The following is a 20890-nucleotide window of genomic DNA, read 5'->3' as shown; positions in this document are numbered from 1 at the left end:
CGCCCGTCACGCCATCAGGACATGGGCGTGCGTACTCAGATGAACCGTGAGTACCTACTCGGGAGAGCGGGAGAGCGGGAGGGTGGCAGATCGGGGAAGGCCCCGCGCCGACGCGCCCCGGCGGGCCAGACTGGAGCCATGCCGCGCTGGACGCACTACCGCTTCCGCAGCGTGTGGGACCTCGACGCCCCGCCCGCGCTCGTCTACTCCCTGCTCGCCGACCCCGCGCGCTACCCGGACTGGTGGCCCCAGGTCCGCCGGGCCGAGCGGATCGACGACCGCACCGGGACCGCGCTGATCCGCTCGGCCCTCCCGTACGGGATCCGGGTCACCCTCACCGACCTGCTCCGCGACCCCGCGCGGGGCGTACTCGAAGCGGCCCTGAGCGGTGACATCGAGGGCTGGGCGCGGTGGACCGTACGCCCCCGGGGCGCGGCCGGCGCCGGCGGCACGCGGGCGGTCTACGAGCAGGAGGTCGAGGTGCGGGCCGCCCTGCTGCGGAGGTTCGCGCTCGCCGGGCGGCCGCTGTTCCGGCTCAACCACGCGCTGATGATGCGGGCCGGGCGGCGCGGCCTGCGGGCCCTGCTGGCCGCTCCGCCCCAAGCGGTTTGATCCGGCCCCGAGGCTCTTGTATTGTTCAGTGCGTTCCCGGGCGATTAGCTCAGCGGGAGAGCACTTCGTTCACACCGAAGGGGTCACTGGTTCGATCCCAGTATCGCCCACCGGGACAGGCCGGTCCGTCTGATGACGGACCGGCCTTCCGCATTTCCCGGGCCCGTTCCGAGCCGGTCAGGCGGCCTGCGGCAGCTCCGGGCGCAGCGGCCAGTGCGGATCCACCGCCTCCGGAGTGCCCTGCCGGGCGAACCACGCCTGCAGGCCCCGCGCCTGTGCCGCGTGCCACACCGCCTGGAGCGTGTGCAGCTCCGCCGGGGTGAGCCGCTCCAGCCTCGCCGCGAACCTGCGCCCGACCGCCCGTACGACCTCCAGCGCCGCCTGCGCGTCCACCGAGGCGTCGTGCGCCCCCTCCAGCTCTATCCCGTAGTGCGCGCACAGGTCCGTCAGCGTGCGGCGGCCCTTGCGGTAGCGGTCCAGGTGCTTGTCCAGGACCCGCGGATCCAGCACCGTCAGCGGCCTGTTGTCCAGGTACCGCGCCAGCGTCGACGCCCGGTGCCGGCGCAACTCCCGGTCCAGCAGCGTCAGATCGAACGGCGCGTTCATCACCACCACCGGCCGCCCCGCCACCTGCTGCTCGCCCAGCGCACGGGCTATCTCCTCCACCACCGGCGCCGGCCACCGGCCGTTGCGCTGGAGGTGCTCGTCGGTCAGGCCGTGCACTTCCGTGGCGCCCGGCGGCACCGGGACGCCGGGATTGACCAGCCACCGCGTGGAGCGGACCCGGCCGCCCGCACACTCCTGCACGACGAGCGCGGCGGACACGATCCGGTCCTGCTCGACGTCCACCCCGGTGGTCTCCGTGTCGAATGCGGCCAGCGGCCCCTCGTACCAGCGTGTCATGGCGAACTCCTCGTCCCCGGTCGGCGGATGGGCCGCACCGGGCACCTCCGCCCCATGACGCGCCGACCCCGCCGAATCCGTGATACCCGGGCTGTTTGCCCCGTACGCCGTTTGCGGGCGGCCGGGTACGGAGACAACTCCCTCGGGGGGTCGCACGCATGACCGGTCGTCACCCCTCGACTCCCGTTCACCGTTCACGGCAGAGCCCGGAAGGCATGGGGAGCCGGCCATGGCGCTCACACAGCCCGAACCGGGCGGGGTGCTGCACGGACAGGGCGATCCGCCGACCGGACCGCTGCGCGGCACACTCGCCACCACCGCCTGCATGGAGACCCTCCAGGTGGGCTACCTGCACGCCGTAGCGGCCGCGGCCGGCTGCTCGCTCTCCCAGCCCTTCCCCGACAACGGCGTCGACTGGCACGTCAGCCACGGCGCGCCCGAGCACGTCGTCGACGACGAGGTGACCATCAAGGTGCAGCTGAAGGCGACCTACCAGGTACCGCCCCGCCCCGCCGGGGCCAGCTTCGGCTTCACCCTGGACAACGAGCACCTGGTGAAGCTGGCGCGGACACCGGTCGCCGTCCACAAGATCCTCGTGGTGATGCTCGTACCGCGGCAGCGGGAGCAGTGGCTGAGCGCCGGGCACGACCGGCTCGACCTGCGGCACTGCTGCTACTGGACCAACCTCGCCGGTCACCCCGTGACCGGCCGGCGCCGCACCACCGTACGGATCCCGACCGAGCGGATCTTCGACGACCGGGCGCTGTGCGAGATCATGACCCGGGTCGGGTCGGGAGGGACACCCTGATGGACCGGTACCCAGCGCACCTCGAACCGCTGCCCCGCCCCGGGCTCGCCCCGGGCGCCCCGGACCCCGGGCAGGTCGACCCGCAGGTCCTCGGGGCGCTGCTGCACCGGCACGGCTGGCTGCGGCGCGGCGGAGCGGCGGGCCGCTACGGGCGCTGGACCCCGCCGGACCGGGCCGGGACCAGCCTGCTCGTCCCCGAGAACCGGGGCTTCCCCGACTGCGCCGACCTGCTGGAGGAAGCGCTCACCGCGCTGGCCCGCAGCGGGGTGCCCTCCGCCCGGGAGGTGCTCCTCGGGCTGAGCGTCCCCAGCGACGAGGTCCGCTGGGAGCGGGAGGTACCGCAGGGGCCGTACGGCTTCCAGGGCGAGGCCGCCTGGCCCGCGCAGGAGCGGCTGCGTTCGGCCGCCCGCCGGCTGCTGCTGGCCGGGGCCCTCGCCGACCGCGCCCGCGCCGGGTACTACGGCGCCCGCCACCGCGCACAGGCCGAGCGCTTCCTGGACGGGGTGCTGGTGGGACCCGCCCCGGGCGGGCGCAGGCTCGCCGCGTACGTACCCGTGGCCGGGGGGCGCGGGGCGGTGACGCGGCTGCACCACGCGCTGCACGCGGCGCGGGAGGCGGTGGACTACCAGAGGGCGACCGGCGGCATGGAGGCCTTCGACGCCGCGGTGGCGGCGGGGGCCAGCCGGGAACTCGCCGAGGCGCTGATCTCCCTGGTCCGGGGCTCGGAAGGGGCCCGGATCGAACTCGCCTGGGCCCCGGCGGCCGGGGTCCCGGCCGGGTGCGCGGCACGGCCCGAGCCGGTGGAGTTCTCCCCGGGCGACCTGCCGGTGCTGCGCGAGGCCGCCGCCCGCTACACCCGGGCCGAGCCGGCCGTCGCCGTCCGGCTCGCGGGGGCCGTGGTCCGGATGCGGCGCTCGGCGTCGGGCGGCGGGGGGACCGTCCGGCTGCGGGTGCTGTCGGGCGCGGAGGTCCCGTACGTACGGGCCGCGCTCGACGAGGAGGGCTACCGGATCGCCGTCCACGCCCACCTCGCCGGAATGCCGGTCCGGGTCAGCGGCCGGCTCTCCCGCCGGGGCGGCTTCCGCAGGCTGTCCCGGGCCTCGGGGGTGACGCCGGTCCCGCTCGACGAGATGGAGCGGGACCGGCTGATGAAGTCCCTGGACGCGGCCTTCGACCCGGAGGACGTGCTCCCGTCCGACGACTAGGTCCTGTCCGGATCAGGGGGCGACCGGTGAGGCGGTGTCCGGGCTCTTGGGGGGCTTGCCGCCCACGAGGGGGGTCGCGGGGTCGCCCCGTTCGACCGTGACCGGGACGCCGCCGGTGATCTTCTCCAGACGGGCCTTCAAGTCCGTCGACGCGGCCCCCGCCTCGGTGCTCGTCACCACGACCCCGGACGCGTCCCGGGCCGCCGAGAAGCTGTACAGCGGGAAGGCCGGCCGGCCCTGGTCGGCGGTGAGCCGGTCCACGGCGGCCATGAGCGCGCGGTGCGTGTAGCGGCTCAGGTAGAGGTCGGCGCGGCCCGGGTCGACGGAGGGGTCGGCCTTCCGGGCGGCTTCCAGCAGCAGGCGGCCCCGGGCGAGGTCGGTCACGCACACCGCGACCCGGCCCGCGGGCCGGTCGGTGGTGTGGGTGCCGTAGACGTCCGCGAAGGCCCCGTACCCCTGGGCGCCGACGGCCTGCGACAGGCTCAGGGCCTCGGGGGTGTTCGCGGGAGTCCCGTCGATGGTGGTGGGCGGGGCACCGGGCTCGGAGCGGTCGGATCCCGGGCAGGCCGGCGCCCCGCCCGCGGACGCGGACGGCGGTGCGGACGCCGGCACGGGCGGCGCGGGCGGCTCGGCCGCCGGGCCGGAACCGGCGGCGGCCCCGCAGCCGGTGAGCAGCGCGGCGGCGATGCAGGTGAGCGTGACGGCGGTACGGCGCATGTTTCCTCGATCCCCCTGGGTCCCCTGTGGCTCGGGCGTCCCTGGGACGTACCCGGCCACCCGCCGGTTCCCCCGCCGGACTAAGCGGTGCCGCGCAGGGTGAAGGACGCCATCCGCAGGCCGGGGACGGGGGTGAAGTCCGCGCCCCGGGTGAAGCCGAGGCGCTCGTACAGGGCGACCGCCGGGGTGTTGTCCGCGCCCGTGGTCACCTCGACCGGGCGGCCCGGGAAGAGCTCCGCCAGGGCGTGGCGCACCAGCAGCGAGGCGATGCCCCGGCGGAACCAGGCCGGGTCCACGCACAGCCGGTCGACGGACACGCCGTCCGGCGTCTCCTCCCAGGCCAGGAAGCCAGCGACCGCGCCCGCCTCCGTCACCGCGCCCAGCCAGCGCAGCGGCCGCGCCCGCATCGCCTCCGGGCTCTCGCCGAGCGCGGGGATGCCGTCGAAGCCGATCAGCTCCGCCTCGACCGCGTAGGCGGCCCGGCCGATGCGGTGCACGGCGGCGGCCGTCGCGTCGTCGGCGAGGTCCAGCGGGCGGGGGTGCGGCATCGCGGGCCGGTCCTTTCGGGGGTCGGGCGGGAACGGCCCACGCTACCCGCGCAGCGGGGGCGGGCCGGGGGAATTTCCGGGCCGGCCGGGGGCCGTCCCCGGTCCCGGGGTTTAACCGTTTCGCGGCGCGGCCACTCGGCTCGGTACGATTCAGGCGCGCGGCGTTCGCTCGCGCATCCCTTCAGTCAGGAGAGACCGGTGTCAGACGTCCGTGTGATCATCCAACGCGATTCCGAGCGGGACGAGCGCGTGGTGGCCACGGGCACTACGGCGGCGGAGCTCTTCGCCGGCGAGCGCACCATCGTCGCCGCGCGCATCGCCGGTGAGCTGAAGGACCTCTCGTACGAGGTGCGGGACGGCGAGACCGTCGAGCCGGTGGAGATCTCCTCCGAGGACGGCCTCAACATCCTGCGCCACTCGACCGCGCACGTCATGGCGCAGGCCGTGCAGGAGCTGTTCCCCGAGGCCAAGCTGGGCATCGGCCCGCCGGTCCGCGACGGCTTCTACTACGACTTCGACGTCGCCAAGCCCTTCACTCCCGATGACCTGAAGACCATCGAGAAGAAGATGCAGGAGATCCAGAAGCGCGGGCAGAGGTTCGCCCGCCGCGTGGTCTCCGACGAGGCGGCCCGCGAGGAGCTCGCGGACGAGCCGTACAAGCTGGAGCTCATCGGCATCAAGGGCTCCGCGTCGACCGACGACGGCGCGAACGTCGAGGTGGGCGGCGGCGAGCTGACCATCTACGACAACCTGGACGCCAAGACCGGCGAGCTGTGCTGGAAGGACCTCTGCCGCGGTCCCCACCTGCCCACCACCCGCAACATCCCGGCGTTCAAGCTGATGCGCAACGCGGCCGCCTACTGGCGCGGCAGCGAGAAGAACCCGATGCTCCAGCGCATCTACGGCACCGCCTGGCCCTCGAAGGAGGAGCTGAAGGCGCACCTCGACTTCCTCGCCGAGGCCGAGAAGCGCGACCACCGCAAGCTCGGCAACGAGCTCGACCTCTTCTCCATCCCGGACGAGATCGGCTCCGGCCTCGCCGTCTTCCACCCGCGCGGAGGCATCATCCGCAGGGTGATGGAGGACTACTCGCGCCGCCGGCACGAGGAGGAGGGCTACGAGTTCGTCTACTCCCCGCACGCCACCAAGGGCGCCCTCTTCGAGAAGAGCGGCCACCTGGACTGGTACGCGGAGGGCATGTACCCCCCCATGCAGCTCGACGGTGGTACCGACTACTACCTCAAGCCCATGAACTGCCCGATGCACAACCTGATCTTCGACGCGCGCGGCCGCTCCTACCGTGAGCTTCCGCTGCGCCTGTTCGAGTTCGGCACCGTGTACCGGTACGAGAAGTCGGGCGTCGTGCACGGCCTGACCCGCGCCCGGGGCTTCACCCAGGACGACGCGCACATCTACTGCACCCGCGAGCAGATGGCCGAGGAGCTCGACCGCACGCTCACCTTCGTGCTGAACCTGCTGCGCGACTACGGTCTGACCGACTTCTACCTGGAGCTGTCCACCAAGGACCCGGAGAAGTTCGTCGGCTCGGACGAGGTCTGGGAGGAGGCCACCGCGGTCCTCCAGCAGGTCGCCGAGAAGCAGGGCCTCCCGCTGACCCCCGACCCGGGCGGCGCGGCCTTCTACGGCCCGAAGATCTCCGTGCAGGCGCGCGACGCCATCGGCCGCACCTGGCAGATGTCGACCGTGCAGCTGGACTTCAACCTGCCGGAGCGCTTCGACCTGGAGTACACCGGCCCGGACGGCTCCCGCCAACGCCCGGTCATGATCCACCGCGCGCTGTTCGGCTCCATCGAGCGGTTCTTCGCGGTGCTGCTGGAGCACTACGCGGGCGCCATGCCGCCGTGGCTGGCCCCGGTCCAGGCGGTCGGCATCCCGATCGGCGACGGGCACGTGGAGTACCTGCAGGAGTTCGCGGCCGCGGCGAAGAAGCAGGGCCTGCGCGTCGAGGTGGACGCCTCCTCCGACCGGATGCAGAAGAAGATCCGCAACCACCAGAAGCTCAAGGTCCCGTTCATGATCATCGTCGGTGACGAGGACATGGCCGCGGGCACCGTCTCCTTCCGCTACCGCGACGGTTCGCAGGAGAACGGCATCCCGAAGGACGAGGCACTGGCGAAGCTGGCCAAGGTCGTCGCCGACCGCGTCCAGGTCTGATCCAGGTCTGATCCAGGCCAGACCGGCCCACGAGCGGGGCTCCCGGAAAGCGATCACTTTCCGGGGGCCCCGCTCGTTCGTCCGGACGAGGTCATATGCTGCATGGCATGACGATTGAGCCGGAGCGGCAGAACGGTGTGGGCACGCACGACGGATTCCAGCGGCTGTGGACCCCCCATCGGATGGCCTACATCCAGGGCGAGAACAAGCCGACCGGCCCGGAAGCCGGGGACGGCTGTCCGTTCTGCGGGATTCCGGAGATGTCCGACACGGACGGTCTGGTCGTGGCGCGGGGCAGGCACGTCTACGCGGTGCTGAACCTGTATCCGTACAACGGCGGCCACCTGATGGTCGTCCCGTACCGCCACGTCGCCGACTACACGGAGCTCGACGGGCCGGAGACGGCGGAGCTGGCGGACCTCACCAAGCGGGCCATGGTCGCGCTGCGCAAGGCCTCCGGGGCGCACGGCTTCAACATCGGCATGAACCAGGGCGAGGCCGCCGGCGCCGGCATCGCCGCGCACCTGCACCAGCACATCGTGCCCCGCTGGGGCGGGGACACGAACTTCATGCCCGTCGTCGGACACACCAAGGTGCTGCCGCAACTGCTCGCGGACACCCGCCAGATGCTCGCCGACGCCTGGCCGAACGACTGATCAGTCCGTACGGCCCTCGCGCCGCTCCGCCAGGACCGCCTCCACGTCGAACTCGGCGAGGCCGAGCGGCGGGCCCGGCGGGGGCCGGCGCAGGGCCGTCCGGATCTTCTCGTTGACCTCTGCCAGGATCTCCCGGGCGCGGCGCTCCGTCCCGGCCGCCAGGGCCGCCTCCCGGGCGTCCTCGGCCTCCTTGCGCAGTGCCAGGGACGGCGGCAGCGTGGCGAAGCCCTCGCCGTGCAGCTTGCGCTTGATCCACCACATCTCGTCGTACGGGGCGTCCAGCGAGGCCATCGGCTTTCCCCAGCCCGGCAGGTTCTCGAACTCGCCCCGGTCGGCGGCCTCTCTGATCTGCCGGTCCACGAAGGACTCGAAGCTGACCCCCGGCGGCTTGCGCTCGGTCATGACGGCTCCTCCCCGGGGCGGCTGGGACTCCTCCAGCGTACCTACGCGTCGTAGACGTCCGCCTTGCGCGGGGCCGGTTCCTGGATGAGGCCGTTCATGATCGAGGACCGGTTGGTGAAGGCCGCGGTGTCCACGCCGTTCTCCTCCAGCACCTTGAACGTCGCCGTGTGCACCGACCGCAGCACCGGGGCCACGGTGCGCAGGGCGTCGTCCGCCATGAAGCGGTGGCGCCACATGGAGCCCGCCCAGACGTGCCGCAGGCCGAAGGGCTCGGGCAGGACCAGCTTGCCGCCGAAGTACTCCAGCAGCGGCGGGTACCAGGTCAGCGGGGCGCGCGCGGCGAGGCGTACCACCTCCATGGTGTCCACCAGCGGCAGCGGGCGTTCCACGGTCTCCCAGAAGCGGATGGACTTGGGCACCTCGACCACCGGGGGCTTGGACTTGGTGGTGAACAGGCCGTGCACCGGGCCGAGGGCGTGGGCGGTGACGTCCACGCGCAGGGTCTTGTAGAGGACGGTGACGGTGACCAGCATCGTGATGACGAGCTGGCCGTCCCAGAGCGGGTACTGGATGCCGAGGTAGTGCCGGTTGCCGGCGCTGAACTGCTGCTCGTTGCAGATCCGGGTGATCTCGTGCGGCTTGACGAGGAAGGTGTCGACGTCCTCGCCGCTCGGGCGGGCCACCTCGGCGGCGCCCTCGCCGACGGGGGTGACGATCCAGTGCTGGATGGAGGCGGGCGGGAAGCCGCCGGTGTGCAGGGGGCCGCGCTCCAGCTTGCGCAGCTGGGAGTCGATCGCGCGTATGACGTCCCAGCTGCGGAAGGGGTGGATCTCGTGCCCGTCGGCCTTGGGGTTCAGTTCCTCGGCCATCTGCCAGCTGCCCCAGCGGGTGCCCATGCCGAGGATGCCCTTGGGGCCGGCGTAGAAGACGGAGTTGCTGCGGTCCTCGGCGGTCAGCTTCGCCAGCTGGCGGCGCAGGTCCTCGCGGGCCTTCTCGTCGGGGTTGCCGGGGACCGCCTCCGGGATCTTGGCGGCGACGGGGGCGCCGCCCCCGAGCAGGCCGTCCCAGCGGGAGCGCAGGTCGGCGGCGGTGCCCTCGCAGATCCGGCGGGCCAGGTACCAGCCGAGGACGGGGGCGATCAGCGCGCCGAGCAGGTAGAGCTCCAGCAGGCCGCTGCCGGGCTGGCGGTACACCACCCGGTAGAGCAGCACCGCGCCGACGAGGACCACGCCGACCAGCAGGGCGGTGCCGATCCAGGTGCTCTTCTTGCCCTCGCCCTTGGACAGGGTCTTGCGCAGCTGGAAGAGGCCGAGCCAGAGCAGCAGCCCGGGCAGGAACACCACACCGCTGACCAGCATGATCAGGCGGAGCTTGCGGTCGCGTTCCTTGCGGATGCGGGAGGCGGCCAGGCAGTGCTCGACGACGGTCTGCGGGTCGGCGCCGAAGGACTGGATGAGCGGTTTGCGGCCGGATCCGAGGGTGCGGGCCTCGACGGCGCGGCAGAAGGCCTCCCCGAGGTTGGGTTCGAGGAGGGAGATCTTCGGGGCCTTGACCGAGGCCGGGTGGTTCTCGCTGTTCGCCCCGAGTATGGAGGACAGCGCGGTGTCCTTGCCGCCGTCGCGGTACGCGGCGGAGGCGAGGGCGTTGGTCGCCGCGGTCTGGCCGCCGCCCCCCTGGAGAGGAATCTGTGCTCCGGGCCTGAAGTCGAAACCGTCGTCCGCCACCGCTGCCCCCATCGCCGTGCCACTGTGCTCTTTGCCCGTGGTGCCGTCGTGCTAGTCGTGCCGCCGCCGTTCGCGGCGTGTCGCGCTCGGTCGTGTCGCGCTCTGTTGTGGTCCGTTGTGCTCTCCGTCGCGGCGAAGAGCCTATATGCGCACCCGCCCCCATGGTCATGGGACAGGGAAATACCGCCCACCGCAAGCTGGTTGGGTGGGCGGTAACCGGTGTGCTATGTCAACTGGCTTCCCTTCTCGGCCTGTTCGCGCATCTTGTCCGCGAGATGGGCCGGCATGGGTTCGTGCCGGGCGTACGCGCGGCTGAAGCGGCCCGTGCCGTGGGAGACGGAGCGCAGGTCGACGGCGTAGCGGCCGATCTCGATCTCGGGGATCTCGGCGCGCACCCGGGACCGGCCGGGGCCGGCCTGCTCGGTGCCGACGACGCGGCCGCGGCGGCCCGCGAGGTCGCTCATGACCGGGCCGACGTACTCGTCGGGCACCTCGACGTCGAGCTCGGCGACGGGCTCCAGCAGGTGGATCGGGATGTCGGCGGCGGCTTCGCGCAGGGCGAGGGCGCCGGCCGTCTGGAAGGCGGCGTCGGAGGAGTCCACCGAGTGCGCCTTGCCGTCGCGCAGGGTGATGCGTATGTCGACCAGCGGATAGCCGGCCGCGATGCCGCGGGCGGCCTGGGCCCGTACGCCCTTCTCCACGGACGGGATGAACTGGCGGGGGACGGCGCCGCCGACGACCTTGTCGACGAACTCGATGCCGCTGCCGGGCGGGAGGGGTTCGACCTCGATCTCGCAGATGGCGTACTGGCCGTGGCCGCCGGACTGCTTGACGTGCCGTCCGCGTCCGGCGGCCTTGGCGCCGAAGGTCTCGCGGAGGCTGACCTTGTGGGGGACGGGGTCGACCTGGACCCCGTAGCGGGTCTTGAGCCGTTCCAGTACGAGGTCCTGGTGGGCCTCGCCCAGGCACCACAGGACGAGCTGGTGGGTGTGCGGGTTCTGCTCCAGCCGCAGGGTGGGGTCCTCGGCGACGAGGCGGGCCAGGCCCTGGGAGAGCTTGTCCTCGTCGGCCTTGCTGTGGGCCTCGACGGCGAGCGGGAGCAGCGGCTCGGGCATCGGCCAGGGCTCCATGAGGAGCGGGGCGTCCTTGGCGGAGAGGGTGTCGCCGGTCTCGGCGCGGGTGAGTTTGGCCACGCAGGCGAGGTCGCCGGCGATGCAGGTGCCCAGGGTGCGCTGCTGTTTGCCGAAGGGGGAGGTGAGGGTGCCGATCCGCTCGTCGACGTCGTGGTCCTCGTGGCCGCGGTCCTCCAGGCCGTGCCCGGAGACGTGGACGGTCTCCTCGGGGCGCAGGGTGCCGGAGAAGACGCGGACCAGGGAGACGCGGCCGACGTAGGGGTCGGAGGAGGTCTTGACGACCTCGGCGAGCAGCGGCCCGGCCGGATCGCAGGTGACGTCGGGTCGGGGGGAGCCGTCGGGCGCGGTGACGGCTACGGGGGCGCGTTCGGCGGGGGTGGGGAAGCCGCCGGTGATCAGTTCGAGGAGTTCCACCGTGCCCAGGCCCTGGCGGGCGCCCTCGGCGGCGGGGGCGGCCATCAGGACGGGGTGGAAGGTGCCCCGGGCGACGGCCCGCTCCAGGTCGTCGATCAGCGTCTTGACGTCGATGTCCTCACCGCCGAGGTAGCGGTCCATGAGGGTCTCGTCCTCGCTCTCGGCGATGATCCCCTCGATGAGGCGGGAGCGGGCGGCGTCGATGAGGGAGAGCTCGGCGGGGTCCGGGTCTCGTTCGGCGCGCTCGCCGGAGGTGTAGTCGTACACGCGCCGGGAGAGCAGGCCCAGCAGGCCGGTCACGGGGGAGTGGCCGTCGGGTCCGGCCGGTCCGTGCAGCGGGAGGTAGAGCGGGATGACGGCGTCCGGGTCGTCGGCTCCGAAGATCTCTCCGCACACGGCGGTCATCTGGGAGTAATCGGCGCGGGCTGCCTCCAAATGGGTGACGACGATGGCGCGCGGCATGCCGACGGCCTCGCACTCGTCCCAGACCATCCGGGTGGCTCCGTCGATCCCGTCGGAGGCGGAGACGACGAAGAGGGCCGCGTCCGCGGCGCGCAGACCGGCCCTGAGATCCCCGACGAAGTCGGCGTATCCGGGGGTGTCCAGGATGTTGATCTTGATTCCGGCCCATTCGACGGGGACCAGGGACAGCTGGACGGAGCGCTGGCGGCGGTGCTCGATCTCGTCGTAGTCCGAGACCGTGCCCCCGTCCTCGACCCGTCCGGCCCGGTTCACGGCCCCCGCGGTCAGGGCCAGGGCTTCGACCAGCGTGGTCTTCCCGGCGCCGCTGTGGCCGACCAGCACGACGTTCCGTACGGAATCGGGGCGGTCGGCCGTCAGTGCCCTGCCGGCGGCTCCGGCTTGGTGTGATGTGGCTCCCATGCTTCTCGTGCCTCCTGGTGTCGCGGTGAGGAGGGTGATCGGGGTCCTTCGAGCTTTGCACTGCCGTCACACTGCGTCCATACGTGGTACCGGCCACGGTCGGGTGCACGGCGGGAGGGTGACGAGGGCCCGTGGCGGGTAGGCAGCCGGAGCGAACCGGTGGGTGCGCGGCGCTGCGGGCGCGGGGCGCTGGCTACGATGGGCCAGCCGGTGGCCGATGTGGCCGTTCGGCCCAGCGACCCTCTGGGAAGGCCATGCTGAACAAGTACGCGCGTGCGTTCTTCACGCGTGTTCTCACGCCGTTCGCCGCATTTCTCCTGCGCCGGGGGGTGAGCCCGGACGCCGTCACCCTCATCGGCACCGCCGGAGTGGTGGCCGGAGCGCTGGTCTTCTTCCCCCGGGGCGAGCTCTTCTGGGGAACGATCACCATCACCCTCTTCGTCTTCTCCGACCTGGTGGACGGCAACATGGCCCGCCAGGCCGGGACCTCCAGCCGGTGGGGGGCGTTCCTCGACTCCACGCTCGACCGGGTGGCCGACGCGGCGATCTTCGGCGGCCTCGCGCTCTGGTACGCGGGGCTGGGCGACGACAACGTGCTGTGCGCGGTGGCGATCTTCTGCCTGGCCAGCGGGCAGGTGGTCTCGTACACGAAGGCCCGCGGCGAGGCGATCGGGCTGCCGGTCGCCGTCAACGGGCTCGTCGAGCGCGCCGAACGCCTGGTGATCTCCCTGGTCGCGGCGGGCCTGTCCGGGCTGCAGACCTTCGGGGTCCCGTCGTGGATCGGGGTACTGCTGCCGGTCGCGCTGTGGATCGTGGCGGCGGGCTCGCTGGTCACGCTGATCCAGCGGGTGGTCACCGTACGCCGTGAGGCGGCCGAGGCCGACGCGGCGGCCGCCGGCGTCGAGGACGGGGCGGCCTGATGGGCAAGGCACAGGACAAGCTGGTCGACGGGCTGTACGGGCTCGGCTGGGCGGGCGTGAAGAAGCTGCCCGAGCCGGCGGCGGTGGCCCTCGGCCGCAAGATCGCGGACGTGGCGTGGAAGCGGCGCGGCAAGAGCGTGCTGCGGCTGGAGTCCAACCTGGCCCGGGTGGTGCCCGACGCGACCCCCGAGCGGCTGCGGGAGCTGTCGCACGCGGGCATGCGTTCGTACATGCGCTACTGGATGGAGTCCTTCCGGCTGCCGGCCATGGACCCGAAGCGGTTCGGCGAGGACGTCCGGCTGGAGGACGACCACCTCCTGCGCGAGGCGATCGCCTCCGGGCGCGGGGTCATCGCCGCCCTGCCGCACCTGGCCAACTGGGACCTCGCCGGCGCCTGGGTCACCGGCCACCTCGGCGTCCCGTTCACCACCGTCGCCGAGCGGCTCAAGCCCGAGTCCCTCTACGACCGCTTCGTGGCCTACCGGGAGAGCCTCGGCATGGAGGTCCTGCCGCACACCGGCGGCTCCTCCTTCGGCACCCTGGCCCGCCGGCTGCGCTCCGGCGGGCTGATCTGCCTGGTCGCCGACCGGGACCTGTCGGCCTCCGGGGTCGAGGTGGACTTCTTCGGCTCCCGGGCCCGGATGCCCGCCGGGCCGGCGCTGCTGGCGCAGCAGACCGGGGCGGTGCTGCTGCCGGTCACCCTGTACTACGGCGACACCCCGAAGATGTACGGCCGCTTCCACCCCGAGGTGGAAGTGCCGAAGCAGGGCACACGGACCGAGAAGACCGCCGCCATGACCCAGGCGGTGGCGGACGCCTTCGCGTCGGGCATCGCGGAGCACCCGGAGGACTGGCACATGTTGCAGCGCTTGTGGCTCGACGACCTGGAGGAGCGCCCGTAGTGAAGATCGGCATCGTGTGCCCGTACTCGTGGGACGTGCCGGGCGGCGTCCAGTTCCACATCCGCGACCTGGCCGAGCACCTGATCCGCCAGGGCCACGAGGTGTCGGTGCTGGCCCCGGCGGACGACGAGACCCCGCTGCCCCCCTACGTGGTCTCGGCGGGGCGGGCGGTGCCGGTGCCCTACAACGGGTCGGTCGCCCGGCTGAACTTCGGCTTCCTCTCCGCCGCCCGGGTACGCCGCTGGCTGCACGAGGGCGTCTTCGACGTGATCCACATCCACGAGCCGGCCTCGCCCTCCCTGGGCCTGCTGTCCTGCTGGGCGGCCCAGGGCCCGATCGTGGCGACGTTCCACACCTCCAACCCCCGCTCGCGCGCGATGATCGCCGCGTACCCGATCCTCCAGCCGGCGCTGGAGAAGATCAGCGCCCGGATCGCGGTGAGCGAGTACGCCCGCCGCACCCTCGTCGAACACCTCGGCGGGGACGCGGTGGTCATCCCCAACGGCGTCGACGTCGACTTCTTCGCCCGGGCCGACCCCAAGGCCGAATGGGGCGGACAGACCCTCGGCTTCATCGGCCGCATCGACGAACCCCGCAAGGGCCTCCCGGTGCTCATGGCCGCCTTCCCCGCCATCGTCGAGGCCTGCCCGGACGTACGCCTGCTCGTGGCCGGCCGCGGCGACGAGCAGGAGGCCGTCGCCTCCCTCCCGGAGCACCTGCGCTCACGGGTGGAGTTCCTCGGCATGGTCTCCGACGAGGACAAGGCCCGCCTGCTGCGCAGCGTGGACGTCTACGTCGCCCCCAACACGGGCGGCGAGAGCTTCGGCATCATCCTGGTCGAGGCCCTCTCGGCGGGCGCGGCCGTCCTGGCCTCGGACCTCGACGCCTTCGCCCAGGTCCTGGACCAGGGCGCGGCGGGGGAGCTGTTCGCCAACGAGGACGCCGCCTCCCTGGCCGCTGCGGCGACCGCCCTCCTGCGCGACCCGGCCCGCCGCGCGGAACTGAGCGCCCGCGGCTCGGCGCACGTACGCCGCTTCGACTGGTCGACGGTGGGCGCGGACATCCTGGCGGTCTACGAAACGGTCACCGCCGGCGCGGCGGCCGTCGCCACCGACGAACGCGTCCCCCTCCGCACCCGCCTGGGCTTCACGCGGGACACGTAGGCGCCCGTAGCGGGTAGTGTCGCCGCCCGTGATCGAAAACCTTGTCTGGATCGCGGTGGCGCTCGCCGTCGTCGGGGTCTACCTCAGCTGGACCGCCGGGCGGCTGGACCGGTTGCACACGCGGATGGACGCCGCCCGGGCCGCCCTCGACGCGCAGCTCGTGCGGCGGGCTTCCGTGGTGCTGGAGGTGGCCACCTCCGGGGCGCTCGACCCCGCCTCCTCGCTCGTGCTGTACGAGGCCGCGCACGCGGCGCGGCAGGCCGAGGAGGAGCACCGGGAGGTCGCCGAGAGCGAGCTCAGCCAGGCGCTGCGGGCGGTGTTCGCCGACGCGGACCAGGTGGAGGTGCTGAAGGCCGCCCCGGGTGGGGTGGAGGCCGCCGAGGAGCTGGCCGCGGCGGTGCGCCGGGTGCCCATGGCGCGCCGGTTCCTCAACGACGCCGTACGGGCCGCCCGCGCGCTGCGCCGCCACCGGAAGGTCCGGTGGTTCAGACTGGCCGGACACGCGCCGTTCCCGCTGGCCTTCGAAATGGACGATGAGCCTCCGGTGGATCTCGCGGACCGCCCCGCCTGAGGTTCATAGGGCCGCGGGGGACAAATGAAAGAGCCACCGGCTCCACATTGGCCCTTGTAGTGGACTGGTCGGTGGGGTTTTCTCAGCCGAGTACCGCCCGTCTTTCCCTTCGCGTTCGTTTCGAGTGAGGTCAACCCGTGAGCACGCTTCCCACCTCTTCCCAGTCCGCTGAGTCGGCGATCGGCACCTCCCGCGTCAAGCGCGGCATGGCCGAGCAGCTCAAGGGCGGCGTGATCATGGACGTGGTCAACGCCGAGCAGGCGAAGATCGCCGAGGACGCCGGCGCCGTGGCCGTCATGGCCCTGGAGCGGGTCCCCGCCGACATCCGCAAGGACGGCGGCGTGGCCCGCATGTCCGACCCGAACATGATCGAAGAGATCATCGAGGCCGTCTCCATCCCGGTCATGGCCAAGTCCCGCATCGGCCACTTCGTCGAGGCCCAGGTCCTCCAGTCCCTCGGCGTCGACTACATCGACGAGTCCGAGGTCCTGACCCCGGCCGACGAGATCAACCACTCCGACAAGTGGGCCTTCACCACCCCCTTCGTCTGTGGCGCCACCAACCTGGGCGAGGCCCTGCGCCGCATCGCCGAGGGTGCGGCCATGATCCGCTCGAAGGGCGAGGCCGGCACCGGCAACGTCGTCGAGGCCGTCCGCCACCTGCGCCAGATCAAGAACGAGATCGCCCAGCTGCGCGGCTACGACAACAACGAGCTGTACGCCGCCGCCAAGGAGCTGCGCGCCCCGTACGAGCTCGTCAAGGAGGTCGCCGAGCTCGGCAAGCTCCCCGTCGTGCTGTTCTCCGCCGGTGGTGTCGCCACCCCGGCCGACGCCGCCCTGATGCGCCAGCTCGGCGCCGAGGGCGTCTTCGTCGGCTCCGGCATCTTCAAGTCCGGCGACCCGGCCAAGCGCGCCGCCGCCATCGTGAAGGCCACCACCTTCTTCGACGACCCGAAGGTCATCGCGGACGCGTCCCGCAACCTGGGCGAGGCCATGGTCGGCATCAACTGCGACACCCTCCCCGAGGCCGAGCGCTACGCCAACCGCGGCTGGTAGTCACTGTCATGACCACCCCCGTCATTGGTGTCCTGGCCCTCCAGGGCGACGTACGGGAGCACCTGATCGCCCTGGCCGCGGCGGACGCCGTGGCCAGGCCGGTCCGGCGCCCCGAGGAGCTCGCCGAGGTCGACGCCCTGGTGATCCCCGGCGGCGAGTCCACGACCATGTCGAAGCTCGCCGTGCTGTTCGGCATGCTGGAGCCGCTGCGCGAGCGCGTGCGCGCCGGCATGCCCGTCTACGGCACCTGCGCCGGCATGATCATGCTCGCCGACAAGCTGCTCGACGGCCGTGAGGACCAGGAGACGCTCGGCGGCATCGACATGATCGTGCGCCGCAACGCCTTCGGCCGCCAGAACGAGTCCTTCGAGGCGCAGGTCGACTTCGCGGGCATAGACGGCGGCCCCGTCGAGGGCGTCTTCATCCGCGCCCCGTGGGTCGAGTCGGTCGGCGGCAGCGTCGAGGTGCTCGCGACGTACGACGGCCACACGGTCGCCGTGCGCCAGGGCAACGTCCTCGCGACCTCGTTCCACCCCGAACTGACCGGCGACGACCGCGTCCACGCGTACTTCGTCGACATGGTGCGCGCGGGGCTGTGACGAGGTCCCGGTAGGATCGTTGGTGAACACTGTTGGTTACGCGAAGGAGACAGGCGGATGTCCGGCCACTCTAAATGGGCTACGACGAAGCACAAGAAGGCCGTGATCGATGCCAAGCGCGGTAAGCTCTTCGCGAAGCTGATCAAGAACATCGAGGTCGCGGCCCGTATGGGCGGCGCCGACATCGACGGCAACCCGACGCTCTTCGACGCCGTTCAGAAGGCCAAGAAGCAGTCGGTCCCGAACAAGAACATCGACTCCGCGGTCAAGCGCGGCGGCGGCCTCGAGGCCGGCGGCGCCGACTACGAGACGATCATGTACGAAGGCTACGGCCCCAACGGTGTCGCGGTGCTCATCGAGTGCCTCACCGACAACCGCAACCGTGCCGCCTCCGACGTCCGCGTCGCCATGACCCGCAACGGCGGCTCCATGGCCGACCCGGGCTCGGTCTCGTACCTGTTCAACCGCAAGGGCGTCATCCTGCTGCCCAAGGCCGAGCTCTCCGAGGACGACGTCCTGGGCGCGGTCCTGGAGGCCGGTGCCGAAGAGGTCAACGACAACGGCGAGACCTGGGAGATCATCAGCGAGGCCACCGACCTGGTCGCGGTCCGCACCGCGCTCCAGGAAGCCGGCATCGACTACGACTCCGCCGACTCCAGCTTCGTCCCGACCATGCAGGTCGAGCTCGACGAAGAGGGCGCGCGCAAGATCTTCAAGCTGATCGACGCGCTGGAGGACAGCGACGACGTGCAGAACGTCTTCGCCAACTTCGACGTCTCGGACGAGGTCATGGAGAAGGTCGACGCCTGACCGGCGCCGCACCTACCGCTTTCCCTTCGGCGGGCCGACAGGACACACCCTGTCGGCCCGCCGTCGCATTGTCGGCGGGGGCGGATAGCCTGCACGGACAGGTGTCGGAAGAGGGGGCGGAGTGCGCGTACTGGGTGTGGACCCGGGACTGACCAGGTGCGGTGTCGGCGTGGTCGAGGGAGTCGCCGGGCGGCCCCTGACCATGATCGGCGTCGGGGTCGTGCGGACGCCCGCCGACGCCGAGCTCGGGCACCGGCTCGTCGCGATCGAGGCCGGCATCGAGGAATGGCTCGATACGCACCGGCCGGAGTTCGTCGCCGTGGAGCGGGTTTTCAGCCAGCACAACGTGCGCACCGTGATGGGCACCGCCCAGGCCAGCGCCGTCGCCATGCTGTGCGCCGCGCGCCGCGGGATACCGGTCGCACTGCACACCCCGAGCGAGGTCAAGGCCGCAGTCACCGGCAGCGGCCGCGCCGACAAGGCGCAGGTCGGGGCGATGGTCACCCGGCTGCTGCGGCTCGCCGAACCGCCGAAACCGGCCGACGCCGCAGACGCCCTCGCCCTCGCCATCTGCCACATCTGGCGGGCCCCCGCCCAGAACCGCCTCCAGCAGGCGGTGGCCCAGCACGCCGCCGCCTCTGCCGCCGCCTCTGCCGCCGCCTCTGCCCCAGCCTTGAAAGGCCGTACCCGATGATCGCCTTCGTCAGCGGCCAGGTCGCCGCGCTCGCCCCCACCCTGGCCGTGATCGAGGTCGGGGGAGTGGGGATGGCGGTGCAGTGCACGCCGGGCACCATCGCGGGGCTCCGGGTGGGCGAGCAGGCGCGGCTGGCCACCTCGCTGGTCGTGCGGGAGGACTCGCTGACCCTGTACGGCTTCGCGGACGACGACGAGCGGCAGGTCTTCGAGCTGCTCCAGACCGCGAGCGGGGTCGGTCCCCGGGTGGCGCAGGCGATGCTCGGGGTGCACAGCCCGGACGCGCTGCGGGTGGCTTTCGCCGCGGGGGACGCGAAGGCGCTGACGGCGGTGCCGGGGATCGGGCCGAAGGGTGCGCAGAAGCTGCTGCTGGAGCTGAAGGGCAAGCTGGGGTCCCCGGCCGCCGTGGTGGGCGTCCAGCGTGCGCCCGCCGCGGCGGGGCCGGCGCCCTGGACGGAGCAGCTCACCGCCGCGCTGATCGGGCTGGGGTACGCCTCGCGGGACGCGGAGGAAGCGGTTTCGGCCGTGGCGCCGCAGGCCGAGGCGGCCATTGCCTCCGGCGGTTCGGCGCCCGTTCCGCAGCTGCTGCGGGCCGCGCTCCAGTCCCTCAACCGTGCCCGCTGACGGGCCCCGTCCCGCTGCGCGGGGCTGCCCCTCCCCGCCCTTCCCCCCGTTCTCGCCTCACTCGCCGGCGGGGCTGATTCAGCCCCGCCGGCGAGTGAGGCGCGGGGGTCCGGGGCGGGCCCCCGCGGAACGGGGGAAGGGCGGGGCGGGGAGCCACCGCGCAGCGGGACCCCGCACCCGGGTGACCACCGCAACGACGTAGAAGGCAGACTGAACACCGTGAACTGGGACGACGAGAGCGACGACCGGATCGTGGCCGCGGCCGCCGACGGGGAGGACACCGCCGTCGAGGCGGCGCTGCGCCCGAAGGACCTCGGCGAGTTCGTCGGCCAGGAGAAGGTCCGCCAGCAGCTGGACCTCGTGCTGAAGGCCGCCCGCCAGCGCGGCGCCACCGCCGACCACGTGCTGCTGTCCGGCGCACCCGGACTCGGCAAGACCACCCTCTCCATGATCATCGCGGCCGAGATGGGCGCGCCCATCCGGATCACCTCCGGCCCCGCCATCCAGCACGCCGGGGACCTCGCCGCGATCCTGTCCTCCCTCCAGGAGGGGGAGGTGCTCTTCCTCGACGAGATCCACCGCATGTCCCGGCCCGCCGAGGAGATGCTGTACATGGCCATGGAGGACTTCCGCGTCGACGTGATCGTCGGCAAGGGCCCGGGCGCCACCGCCATCCCGCTGGAGCTGCCGCCGTTCACCCTCGTCGGGGCGACGACCCGGGCCGGCCTGCTGCCGCCGCCGCTGCGCGACCGGTTCGGGTTCACCGGGCACATGGAGTTCTACGCCCCCGCCGAGCTGGAACGCGTCGTCCACCGCTCCGCCGGCCTCCTCGACGTCGAGATCGACACCGCCGGGGCCGCCGAGATCGCCGGCCGCTCCCGCGGCACCCCCCGCATCGCCAACCGGCTGCTGCGCCGCGTGCGCGACTACGCGCAGGTGAAGGTCGACGGGGTGATCACCCGTGAGGTGGCCGCCACCGCCCTCCAGGTGTACGAGGTGGACGCGCGCGGGCTCGACCGGCTGGACCGGGCCGTGCTGGAGGCGCTCCTCAAGCTGTTCGGCGGCGGACCCGTCGGGCTGTCGACCCTCGCCGTCGCCGTGGGGGAGGAGCGCGAGACGGTCGAGGAGGTCGCCGAGCCCTTCCTGGTCAGGGAAGGGCTGCTCGCCCGTACCCCGCGCGGCCGGATCGCGACCCCCGCCGCATGGGCCCACCTGGGGCTCGTCCCGCCGCAGCAGGGCGGCGGCGGATCAAGCGGACAACAGGGCCTGTTCGGGGCCTGACGGCGCGGAGGTTCGACCGGTCAGGAACTGCGGTGCCATGCTGGGCGTTGTTCCATCGGTGCGGACTCGCCTAGACTCCGCCGATGCCGACCC

21 protein-coding genes and 1 tRNA gene are annotated in these 20890 nt (G+C 72.5%); 16 read left to right on the top strand and 6 right to left on the bottom strand.

The window, feature by feature from the left end:
- Window positions 1-138 precede the first annotated feature (138 nt).
- Together ACZ7IF_RS13595 and ACZ7IF_RS13590 are read left to right on the top strand one after the other, a co-directional pair.
- On the top strand, window positions 139-612 hold the full coding sequence (locus ACZ7IF_RS13595; RefSeq protein ID WP_470968805.1) for an SRPBCC family protein: 474 nt from the start codon (window positions 139-141) through the stop codon (window positions 610-612).
- 38 nt (window positions 613-650) lie between these two features.
- Window positions 651-722: transfer RNA gene (locus ACZ7IF_RS13590), tRNA-Val, on the top strand.
- Window positions 723-789: 67 nt separating this feature from the next.
- Here the strand turns inward: ACZ7IF_RS13590 and ACZ7IF_RS13585 are convergent.
- Window positions 790-1515: a 3'-5' exonuclease gene (locus ACZ7IF_RS13585; RefSeq protein ID WP_362474165.1), complete on the bottom strand. Its 726-nt coding sequence runs from the start codon at window positions 1513-1515 to the stop codon at window positions 790-792.
- Window positions 1516-1744: 229 nt separating this feature from the next.
- Between ACZ7IF_RS13585 and ACZ7IF_RS13580 the strand changes: the two genes are divergently transcribed.
- Complete coding sequence (locus ACZ7IF_RS13580) at window positions 1745-2323, top strand: DUF4365 domain-containing protein (RefSeq protein ID WP_470968795.1); 579 nt, start codon at window positions 1745-1747, stop codon at window positions 2321-2323.
- A complete protein-coding gene (locus tag ACZ7IF_RS13575; protein ID WP_470968792.1) occupies window positions 2323-3528 on the top strand; it encodes a hypothetical protein in 1206 nt (401 codons plus the stop codon). Before ACZ7IF_RS13580 ends, ACZ7IF_RS13575 begins: the two co-directional genes overlap by 1 nt.
- Window positions 3529-3540: 12 nt before the next feature.
- Here ACZ7IF_RS13575 and ACZ7IF_RS13570 read toward each other — a convergent pair whose 3' ends face one another.
- Together ACZ7IF_RS13570 and ACZ7IF_RS13565 are read right to left on the bottom strand one after the other, a co-directional pair.
- Window positions 3541-4245, bottom strand: coding sequence for a hypothetical protein (locus ACZ7IF_RS13570; RefSeq protein ID WP_470968787.1), 705 nt, complete (start codon window positions 4243-4245; stop codon window positions 3541-3543).
- An 80-nt stretch (window positions 4246-4325) separates the two neighbouring features.
- On the bottom strand, window positions 4326-4793 hold the full coding sequence (locus tag ACZ7IF_RS13565; protein WP_470968783.1) for a GNAT family N-acetyltransferase: 468 nt from the start codon (window positions 4791-4793) through the stop codon (window positions 4326-4328).
- 198 nt (window positions 4794-4991) lie between these two features.
- Between ACZ7IF_RS13565 and thrS the strand changes: the two genes are divergently transcribed.
- Window positions 4992-6968, top strand: a complete 1977-nt coding sequence (thrS, locus tag ACZ7IF_RS13560; RefSeq protein ID WP_362474180.1) for a threonine--tRNA ligase — start codon at window positions 4992-4994, stop codon at window positions 6966-6968.
- Window positions 6969-7063: 95 nt separating this feature from the next.
- A complete protein-coding gene (locus ACZ7IF_RS13555; protein WP_470968777.1) occupies window positions 7064-7624 on the top strand; it encodes an HIT family protein in 561 nt (186 codons plus the stop codon).
- Here the strand turns inward: ACZ7IF_RS13555 and ACZ7IF_RS13550 are convergent, their stop codons facing one another.
- The 3 genes from ACZ7IF_RS13550 to ACZ7IF_RS13540 all read right to left on the bottom strand — a co-directional run bounded on the left by ACZ7IF_RS13550 (window position 7625) and on the right by ACZ7IF_RS13540 (window position 12179).
- Window positions 7625-8026 carry a DnaJ family domain-containing protein gene (locus tag ACZ7IF_RS13550; RefSeq protein WP_470968772.1) on the bottom strand — a complete coding sequence of 134 codons (402 nt, stop codon included), beginning with the start codon at window positions 8024-8026 and terminating at the stop codon, window positions 7625-7627.
- A gap of 41 nt (window positions 8027-8067) precedes the next feature.
- Entirely contained in the window at window positions 8068-9750 is a 1683-nt protein-coding gene (locus tag ACZ7IF_RS13545) for a hypothetical protein (protein WP_470968768.1), read from the bottom strand.
- 224 nt (window positions 9751-9974) lie between these two features.
- Window positions 9975-12179, bottom strand: coding sequence for an elongation factor G-like protein EF-G2 (locus ACZ7IF_RS13540; RefSeq protein ID WP_470968765.1), 2205 nt, complete (start codon window positions 12177-12179; stop codon window positions 9975-9977).
- A gap of 254 nt (window positions 12180-12433) precedes the next feature.
- Here ACZ7IF_RS13540 and pgsA point away from each other — a divergent pair, with 254 nt between their 5' ends.
- The 10 genes from pgsA (at window position 12434) to ruvB (ending at window position 20797) form a co-directional block, all read left to right on the top strand.
- Window positions 12434-13099: a phosphatidylinositol phosphate synthase gene (pgsA, locus tag ACZ7IF_RS13535; RefSeq protein WP_470968762.1), complete on the top strand. Its 666-nt coding sequence runs from the start codon at window positions 12434-12436 to the stop codon at window positions 13097-13099.
- The gene (locus tag ACZ7IF_RS13530) at window positions 13099-14001 is read left to right on the top strand and encodes a phosphatidylinositol mannoside acyltransferase (protein WP_470968759.1); all 903 of its coding nucleotides are present in this window, start codon (window positions 13099-13101) and stop codon (window positions 13999-14001) included. The genes pgsA and ACZ7IF_RS13530 overlap by 1 nt, the downstream gene beginning before the upstream one ends.
- Window positions 14001-15164 carry a glycosyltransferase family 4 protein gene (locus tag ACZ7IF_RS13525; RefSeq protein WP_470968755.1) on the top strand — a complete coding sequence of 388 codons (1164 nt, stop codon included), beginning with the start codon at window positions 14001-14003 and terminating at the stop codon, window positions 15162-15164. The genes ACZ7IF_RS13530 and ACZ7IF_RS13525 overlap by 1 nt, the downstream gene beginning before the upstream one ends.
- A gap of 28 nt (window positions 15165-15192) precedes the next feature.
- Window positions 15193-15735, top strand: a complete 543-nt coding sequence (locus ACZ7IF_RS13520; protein ID WP_405981586.1) for a LemA family protein — start codon at window positions 15193-15195, stop codon at window positions 15733-15735.
- 137 nt (window positions 15736-15872) lie between these two features.
- Window positions 15873-16790 carry a pyridoxal 5'-phosphate synthase lyase subunit PdxS gene (pdxS, locus tag ACZ7IF_RS13515; RefSeq protein WP_007263067.1) on the top strand — a complete coding sequence of 306 codons (918 nt, stop codon included), beginning with the start codon at window positions 15873-15875 and terminating at the stop codon, window positions 16788-16790.
- Between the two features lie 8 nt (window positions 16791-16798).
- Complete coding sequence (pdxT, locus tag ACZ7IF_RS13510; protein WP_470968751.1) at window positions 16799-17389, top strand: pyridoxal 5'-phosphate synthase glutaminase subunit PdxT; 591 nt, start codon at window positions 16799-16801, stop codon at window positions 17387-17389.
- Window positions 17390-17446: 57 nt separating this feature from the next.
- Window positions 17447-18199 (top strand): YebC/PmpR family DNA-binding transcriptional regulator, encoded by a 753-nt coding sequence (locus tag ACZ7IF_RS13505; protein ID WP_470968748.1) that lies wholly within the window; start codon window positions 17447-17449, stop codon window positions 18197-18199.
- A gap of 121 nt (window positions 18200-18320) precedes the next feature.
- Window positions 18321-18893: a crossover junction endodeoxyribonuclease RuvC gene (gene ruvC / locus ACZ7IF_RS13500; protein ID WP_470968745.1), complete on the top strand. Its 573-nt coding sequence runs from the start codon at window positions 18321-18323 to the stop codon at window positions 18891-18893.
- A complete protein-coding gene (ruvA, locus tag ACZ7IF_RS13495) occupies window positions 18890-19516 on the top strand; it encodes a Holliday junction branch migration protein RuvA (RefSeq protein ID WP_470968742.1) in 627 nt (208 codons plus the stop codon). The genes ruvC and ruvA overlap by 4 nt, the downstream gene beginning before the upstream one ends.
- Before the next feature lie 219 nt (window positions 19517-19735).
- Window positions 19736-20797 (top strand): Holliday junction branch migration DNA helicase RuvB, encoded by a 1062-nt coding sequence (gene ruvB / locus ACZ7IF_RS13490; protein WP_470968739.1) that lies wholly within the window; start codon window positions 19736-19738, stop codon window positions 20795-20797.
- Window positions 20798-20890: the final 93 nt, after the last annotated feature.

The organism is Streptomyces sp. NPDC037421, from assembly GCF_055602105.1.
This window is presented reverse-complemented; position numbering and strand designations above follow the sequence as displayed.

Bases quoted from the DNA above. Each gene is read 5' to 3' on its own strand.
- ACZ7IF_RS13580 (WP_470968795.1), top strand. From the start codon at position 1,745: ATGGCGCTCACACAGCCCGAACCGGGCGGGGTGCTGCACGGACAGGGC.
- pdxT (WP_470968751.1), top strand. From the start codon at position 16,799: ATGACCACCCCCGTCATTGGTGTCCTGGCCCTCCAGGGCGACGTACGG.
- ACZ7IF_RS13555 (WP_470968777.1), top strand. From the start codon at position 7,064: ATGCTGCATGGCATGACGATTGAGCCGGAGCGGCAGAACGGTGTGGGC.
- ACZ7IF_RS13575 (WP_470968792.1), top strand. From the start codon at position 2,323: ATGGACCGGTACCCAGCGCACCTCGAACCGCTGCCCCGCCCCGGGCTC.
- ACZ7IF_RS13595 (WP_470968805.1), top strand. From the start codon at position 139: ATGCCGCGCTGGACGCACTACCGCTTCCGCAGCGTGTGGGACCTCGAC.
- ACZ7IF_RS13570 (WP_470968787.1), bottom strand. From the start codon at position 4,245: ATGCGCCGTACCGCCGTCACGCTCACCTGCATCGCCGCCGCGCTGCTC.
- pgsA (WP_470968762.1), top strand. From the start codon at position 12,434: ATGCTGAACAAGTACGCGCGTGCGTTCTTCACGCGTGTTCTCACGCCG.
- ACZ7IF_RS13505 (WP_470968748.1), top strand. From the start codon at position 17,447: ATGTCCGGCCACTCTAAATGGGCTACGACGAAGCACAAGAAGGCCGTG.
- ACZ7IF_RS13565 (WP_470968783.1), bottom strand. From the start codon at position 4,793: ATGCCGCACCCCCGCCCGCTGGACCTCGCCGACGACGCGACGGCCGCC.
- ACZ7IF_RS13585 (WP_362474165.1), bottom strand. From the start codon at position 1,515: ATGACACGCTGGTACGAGGGGCCGCTGGCCGCATTCGACACGGAGACC.
- ACZ7IF_RS13550 (WP_470968772.1), bottom strand. From the start codon at position 8,026: ATGACCGAGCGCAAGCCGCCGGGGGTCAGCTTCGAGTCCTTCGTGGAC.
- ACZ7IF_RS13540 (WP_470968765.1), bottom strand. From the start codon at position 12,179: ATGGGAGCCACATCACACCAAGCCGGAGCCGCCGGCAGGGCACTGACG.
- ruvA (WP_470968742.1), top strand. From the start codon at position 18,890: ATGATCGCCTTCGTCAGCGGCCAGGTCGCCGCGCTCGCCCCCACCCTG.
- ACZ7IF_RS13530 (WP_470968759.1), top strand. From the start codon at position 13,099: ATGGGCAAGGCACAGGACAAGCTGGTCGACGGGCTGTACGGGCTCGGC.